Raw genomic sequence first — 6307 nt, 5'->3', positions numbered from 1 at the left:
CGCAGAAACCCGGTTTCTAGGCAAATCACCAAAGTTTCTCGGAAAAATCGTGGGTTTGGCAACCAAAGATCGACGCAGAAACCCGGTTTCTAGGATCGTCCTATATCTCTGAGAACCGGGGCAAACACCAAAGTTTCTCCCAAAAATCGTCGGTTTGGCAACGAAAGATCGCAGATGGAAACCCGGTTTCTAGGATCGTCGCGCCTAAGTCCTATCTCTGTAAAATTTTTGACCGAGACGATTTGTGAACCCAGAGGGAAAAGTTAGCTCACGGGGAGAAATGACCGCAGCGAGATTGCCAAAAAAAAGTTAAAATGCATGGCAAATTAGCATGCAACTATTGCCAAACATACAAGCCATCGGGGATAAATGTGGAGGACAGTACGTTGGTTGGGTTCAAACCCAAAAAACAAAAACATAGAATAATATTCTATGTTTTTTGAAATGATAATTTTTTGTTTGTGACAGGATTGATAGCAGGAGAGGTTATGAAATCATTCCTTCGTTGGAGCGCAACCTTGGGGTTATTGGGGACTGCGTTGGTATCCGGTGCGCTCGCCAACGTTCCCGAGGCGCTAGCATTACCCGAAGAACAGGTGGTACAAAGGTTGCGAACCGTGCCGGTGTTTATGATTGCTAAAGCAGACGGTGGCGTACTTAGCCAATGCCTCGACCCCACCAACGGTCAGCAAGTTAACTGTGATAATGAGAAAAAGGTGTTGGTAACGCCAGCTTTTATCAGTCAGCGGGATGCTCAGACGGTTTTACAGCGATTGCGGGCAGATAATCCCAACGACGGCCAAAATCTCCAGGTAATTCCCAGGTCGCTGGCAGAAGTTTACCAACAATTGGAACAAGCGAATCGCGAAAAAAAAGATTCTGTCGCGGTTGACTTTTTACCCGTGCAGCAACAAGTTGAGTCAGCATTAGCTTTGCTGCGACAAAATGGTCGCCAAGTGCAGCGATTTAACGGCGTCCCCCTATTTGTAGCCAAATTCAAGTCAGAAAATAAATATCTGACCATACCCCAAGGCGACGATCGCGTCATACCTTTCTTTTTTGACAAGGAGCAAGCGATCGCACTCCTAGATCGCTTTAAGCAGTCACAACCAAATATGGCATCTGACGTAGAAATTCAAGTGATGGACTTGGAAACCGTAATTCAAACGTTGAAAACCAGCAACGATCCAGTTTTGAACAAAGTTTTGCTCGTACCGTCGCGGGAGTCGTTAGAATTCCTGCGAACCCTCCAACCAACACAACCGGGTTCTCAGCAACCGAGTCGAAACCAACCAGCTAACCAACGTCAAAATCAGCCGCAACAACGCCAAAATCAGCCCCAACAGCGTCAAGATCGGCGTTAAACGATGGAAAACCTGCAAGGGGTGGCGGTATCTGGTTTAGAACTTTGGCAATGGCGGCGACAAGCACTAGCAGCGGCGCGCGCCGCCGATGTTCCCCCAGAGGAAGTAGACTGGTTGTTGCTTGCGGTGGCAGATTTAGACCGCTTGGCGTTGCGGTTAGAGTCTTTTCGCGACCGAAAAAACATGACTCTGCGCCTAAGTTTGCCAGAATTAGACCAATTGTGGCAGCGACGAATAAGCGATCGCTTGCCCGTACAATACATCGCTGGGGTCACCCCTTGGCGCAATTTTTCTTTGGTTGTTTCCCCAGCAGTATTAATTCCTCGACCAGAGACAGAACTTTTGATCGATTTGGCGGTGGAAGCGGTGCGCCGCAGGGGAGCAGGAGAGCAGGGGAGCAGGGGAGCAAGCGAGCAGGTGAGGCAAAATTCTGGGATGACTGATGCTGATTGGGCGGATTTGGGGACTGGGAGTGGTGCGATCGCTATCGGTTTAGCCGCCGCGTTTCCTGATGCTACCATCCATGCAGTGGATCGCAGCAGCGAAGCTCTCGCCATTGCCCGCCAGAATGCCCAGCAACAGGGTTTTGCTCAAAAAATCAAGTTTTACGATGGTTTTTGGTTTGAGCCGCTAGAAGCGCTCAAGGGGCGGCTTAGCGGTATGGTTTCCAACCCGCCTTATATTCCCAGCAGCATAGTACCGACGCTGCAACCAGAAGTTGCTTTTCACGAACCCCACCTCGCCCTCGATGGCGGCGAAGATGGTTTAGACTGCATTCGCCACCTAATAGAAACTGCCCCTAATTATTTACGTCCTGGCGGCATTTGGTTGATTGAAATGATGGCGGGACAAGCGGATGCGGTGGCTGAATTATTGCGGCAAAATGGAAGTTATTATGGCATTAAAATTTATCCCGATTTAGCCGGAATTGAACGCTTCGCTTTAGCTTATCGGTGCTAATTCACCCAAGTTGCTAGGGGTTAGGGCAACAAGGGAATCTAATCAAGGTTTCTGACCTCGTAGTGCATAAGTCCTAAATTAGCAATTAGCAATTAGCAATTAGCAATTAGCAATTAGCAATTACCAATTTCGATATCCCTATAAAACATGAACCCGCTGACTTATTTTTCAGACGCCGCAGCAGATTACGCAAAATATCGCCCAACTTATCCAGAAGTTGCTATCGACAAGGTTTTAGAAGGGTTAGGATTACCCTGCCAAATCGTCGCAGCAGATATTGGTGCGGGAACGGGTATTGCCTCTCGTCAGCTAGCAGAAAAAGGGATTAAAGTTTTTGCCGTAGAACCCAATGCCGAAATGAGGCAAGCGGCTATTTCCCATCCTTTGATAGAGGTTTGTGATGGCACCGCAGAAGCGACAAGTTTACCCGATGCATCGGTGGATTTAGTCGTTTGTTTCCAGGCTTTTCACTGGTTTAATCGCGAGCAAAGCTTGTTAGAATTTCGCCGAATTTTGCAAAAATACGGTCGCTTGGCATTGGTGTGGAATTACTGGGAATTAGAGGATAAATTTACTAAAGATTATTTCCGCTTGCTGATAAAGGCGTCAAAACCTTACAGCGCTCGCTCGCTTTTAACTCAATTGCGGCGATGGGTAAAAAAAGTGCAGCGTTTGCCGTTAAAGTTATTAAGAAATTGCGGATTTTTTCTGCCTTATAGCTGTTTGCCTTATTTTGTTGAAGTGGGTCGCCACAGGTTTACTAATAAGCAAGCAGTAGATTTATCGGGTTTAATTGGTCGCGCTCAAAGTCGGGGACTCGTACCGCGTTCTGGGGAAGGATTTGAACAACTTGTTGCCGATTTAACCCAATTGTACTCGCGATCGCATTCTCCAGACGGCCTCGTTGACATCGTCTACCGCACCAGAGTTATCCTAGCCGAACCATTGCCTGAATTGAAATAATTTCTATGCATGAGGTTAAATAAAAATGTCAAAATCTAAAAATAAATACTTTGCCCTGCTAATTGCTAATTGTTAATTGCTAATTGCTAATATAGGATTTTTACCAATCTCGCCATTAGCCTCGTGACCACGGATCTGCCTGGGAACGCCATTAGCTGCTCTTCGAGAGATAACTAGCAACTTGAGTTATTAGCGATTAGCGCGAGCGCTGGCAACGATAGATTACAATTGACTAATGACAAAAGTTTCAATGGACGCCCTCGTCACTGGGGCAATTTCTGGTTTTGTAGTCAGCTTTCCCACGGATACGGTTCCGGCATTAGCAGCGTTACCAGAAAAGTCGGGATTAATCTTTGCAGCGAAGCAGCGGAGTCAGGATAAACCGCTGATTTTAATGGCAGCAAATCCGGAGGAATTGTGGCCTTTTTGTCAAGGGAGCGAGTCAGAAAAATTAATTTGGCAGCAAGTTGCCCAAAAATATTGGCCTGGAGCGTTAACCTTAGTATTACCAGCAAGTTCGCGCCTCCCTCCACAAGTTAATCCCAATGACCCCGCAACAATAGGGGTGAGAGTTCCCGATAGTGCGATCGCCAGAAAAATATTATCTCAAACCGGGCCACTCGCCACCACCAGCGCCAATTTATCCGGTCAACCCCCCCTGCGGACAATGGCAGAAATAGACGATCAGTTCCCCTCTGTTCTGACTTTAGAGTTATCTGAAACCGAATTAACAAAAGAGTCCGGCGTGCCTTCTACGGTGGCAAAATGGACTCTTAAGGGTTGGGAAATTCTCAGACAAGGTGTGATTGAAATGGCTAATGGCTAATGGCTAATTGCTAATTGGTAATGGTTATTCTAGTTCGTTGGGGGCAATTCCTAGTGCTGCTAGTTGATCGGGAGCGATCGAACGCAATTTTTCCACTAATTTTAGTCGCTTCATGCGTTCTATTTCAGCGGTTTCTTGACCTGTGAGTAACAAGTTACCCTCATAATCCCACCAGCGCAACCAAAGCATGGTTTGATTTTGATAAGTTCCTTCCCAAAGTCCTAATTCTACGCCCATTGTTGTAATAGGATAGTGACCTCGTGAGTTTGGGGTCATTTTTTCATAGAACCCATCAACAAAGTGTTGACATCCTCCCCGCCCTAGAAGTGCGGGGATTCCAAAGATCGCTCCTTGGACTTCCTCTTTCTACGAGTTGATTTACTTGGCTGAGTTTCCCCATCCAAGCAGAGATCAGTCTCTCCAGAGGCGTTAATTTCTGTCTGCCCGACAGTATTTGCCCATTGTTTTAAGGCCAGTTTCAGAATGTTAATCGCTGCATTTTCATCCCGATCAGCAATATATTTGCAATGAGGGCATTGATGGGTTCTGGTACTTAAAGCTTTAACAACTTTTTCGCCACAATTAGAACAATTTTGGCTAGTTAACTTAGGAGCTACAGCAATAACTGGCACTCCATAAACTTTGCCAAAATATTCTAACCATTCCCTAAATTTGTACCAGGCAGCATCATTTATTGATTTAGCTAAATGGTGGTTTTTAACCATGTTACGCACTCGTAGGTTTTCTATCGCTACTAAGTCGTTAGACTGTATGACGTGCTGAGCTAACTTACATACCCAATTCGTAAGTCTGCGTGAAACCGATAAATGCGATCTCCCTAATTTGTTTCTGGCTTTGGCTCTATTCTTACTACCTTTTTGAGTACGAGATAAACGACGCTGAAGTTTTTTAAGTTTCTGTTCATCTTTTCTCAAAAACCGAGGATTATCAACTTTATTGCCAGCAGAATCAGTGGAGAAATGGTTTAAACCAACATCTAAGCCAACTTGTTTACCTGTTAAATCCTTGTTCTCCTCCCTGTTATGGTCAATTAAAAACTGTGCATAATAGCCATCGTGCCTTCTAACTACTCTGACTCGTTTGACTTGGTTGAGTTGATAGAAGTGCAAATTGCGGCTTCCCCAAAGCTTGAATGTGCCAGCCTTAAATCCATCAGTAAACGTTAAATAACGTCTGTCTTCTGATAGTTTGTACCCACTGGTTTTGTACTCAACAGAGGCTCTAACTTGCTCTTTGGTAAATTTGGGATAACCTTTTTTGCCACCTACTTTCGCTTTGCAGTTCCGGTAAAACCTTTCGATTGATGCCCAAGCTCTTTCTGCGTGAGCTTGTCTAGCCATTGAATTTAACTGACTCGCCCAAGGGAACTCAGGGTTGTCCGCTAATATTTTGCAGTAGGCATAAGCATCGTTTCGGCTTTTTACTTGACCATCCATCCACGCTCTAATGATGCTATTCCTAACAAAACGTCCAGTACGGATGGCTTGATCTAGCCTTCTGTACTGGTCATCTGTTCCTTGTAGCTTCATTTCGTAGACAAGCATGGTCTTATCGCCAGTGTGTGCGATAAACCTATCTTAGCACAAGCATTCAAAGTCGCCCCAGAAGGGCGAGGCTTTAAACCCAATTCTTTGGTAACTGTACTGTCCTCCGCTAAAGATAGGGGTGTCTTGTCCCGTTCTTCGCTACCGTCTCCACTGGCAAATTCTCAGGCAATTCTGGGGGCAAGAAATTCGCGCCACAACACGTAAGATCGTCGGATGACACCTCCTAGTCTAGGAGGTACATGAGGAACGTAAAACCAGTCCGGTGCTTCTGCACCTTTTTCCGGGGGTTCAGTTTCTCGCCAGTAAATGCCACAATCTTGACCAATGCAGTACTGTCCATCTGGATGCAACCTCTGCAACACTGCGCCAATCGAGTCGGTTAAAATTAAACTTTGTGGATGTGCTTGAAAATTCTTCACCAAATTACCGTCCTCCGACCGTAGTTGGGTGTGGTCGGGAAACGGGGGTGGTAATGCGATCAAAGATATAATATCGGTCATGGTTTTAAAATCCCTGGGACTGTTACTTTCATTTTGTGCAATTTCCGAATCGCTGATGGCGATTCTAAAATTAGCTTATATAGGACTTACGCACGACGAGCTGAGAAACTTTCATAGAAACCCGGT

The 6307-nt window shown here is 45.7% G+C and carries 5 protein-coding genes and 2 pseudogenes; 4 read left to right on the top strand and 3 right to left on the bottom strand.

The features are described from left to right. Positions 1-488: 488 nt before the first annotated feature. The 4 genes from MiSe_RS34715 (at position 489) to MiSe_RS34700 (ending at position 4113) form a co-directional block, all read left to right on the top strand. A complete protein-coding gene (locus tag MiSe_RS34715; protein WP_226588762.1) occupies positions 489-1364 on the top strand; it encodes a Tic22 family protein in 876 nt (291 codons plus the stop codon). A 3-nt stretch (positions 1365-1367) separates the two neighbouring features. Next, entirely contained in the window at positions 1368-2324 is a 957-nt protein-coding gene (gene prmC, locus MiSe_RS34710; protein ID WP_226588759.1) for a peptide chain release factor N(5)-glutamine methyltransferase, read from the top strand. A 147-nt stretch (positions 2325-2471) separates the two neighbouring features. Beyond that, the gene (locus MiSe_RS34705; protein ID WP_226588756.1) at positions 2472-3287 is read left to right on the top strand and encodes a class I SAM-dependent methyltransferase; all 816 of its coding nucleotides are present in this window, start codon (positions 2472-2474) and stop codon (positions 3285-3287) included. Between the two features lie 235 nt (positions 3288-3522). Further along, positions 3523-4113 carry an L-threonylcarbamoyladenylate synthase gene (locus tag MiSe_RS34700; RefSeq protein WP_226588753.1) on the top strand — a complete coding sequence of 197 codons (591 nt, stop codon included), beginning with the start codon at positions 3523-3525 and terminating at the stop codon, positions 4111-4113. Between the two features lie 24 nt (positions 4114-4137). Here the strand turns inward: MiSe_RS34700 and MiSe_RS34695 are convergent. From MiSe_RS34695 to MiSe_RS34685, 3 genes and pseudogenes are all read right to left on the bottom strand, one after another. Beyond that, positions 4138-4410: pseudogene (locus tag MiSe_RS34695) on the bottom strand (Uma2 family endonuclease); the annotation flags it as partial. A 23-nt stretch (positions 4411-4433) separates the two neighbouring features. After that, a complete protein-coding gene (locus MiSe_RS34690) occupies positions 4434-5678 on the bottom strand; it encodes an RNA-guided endonuclease InsQ/TnpB family protein (RefSeq protein WP_226588750.1) in 1245 nt (414 codons plus the stop codon). A gap of 86 nt (positions 5679-5764) precedes the next feature. Continuing rightward, positions 5765-6181 (bottom strand): annotated as a pseudogene (locus MiSe_RS34685) (Uma2 family endonuclease); the annotation flags it as partial. Positions 6182-6307: the final 126 nt, after the last annotated feature.

Origin of the sequence: Microseira wollei NIES-4236 (assembly GCF_020521235.1) — a bacterium.
Lineage (GTDB): Bacteria > Cyanobacteriota > Cyanobacteriia > Cyanobacteriales > Aerosakkonemataceae > Microseira > Microseira wollei.
This window is presented reverse-complemented; position numbering and strand designations above follow the sequence as displayed.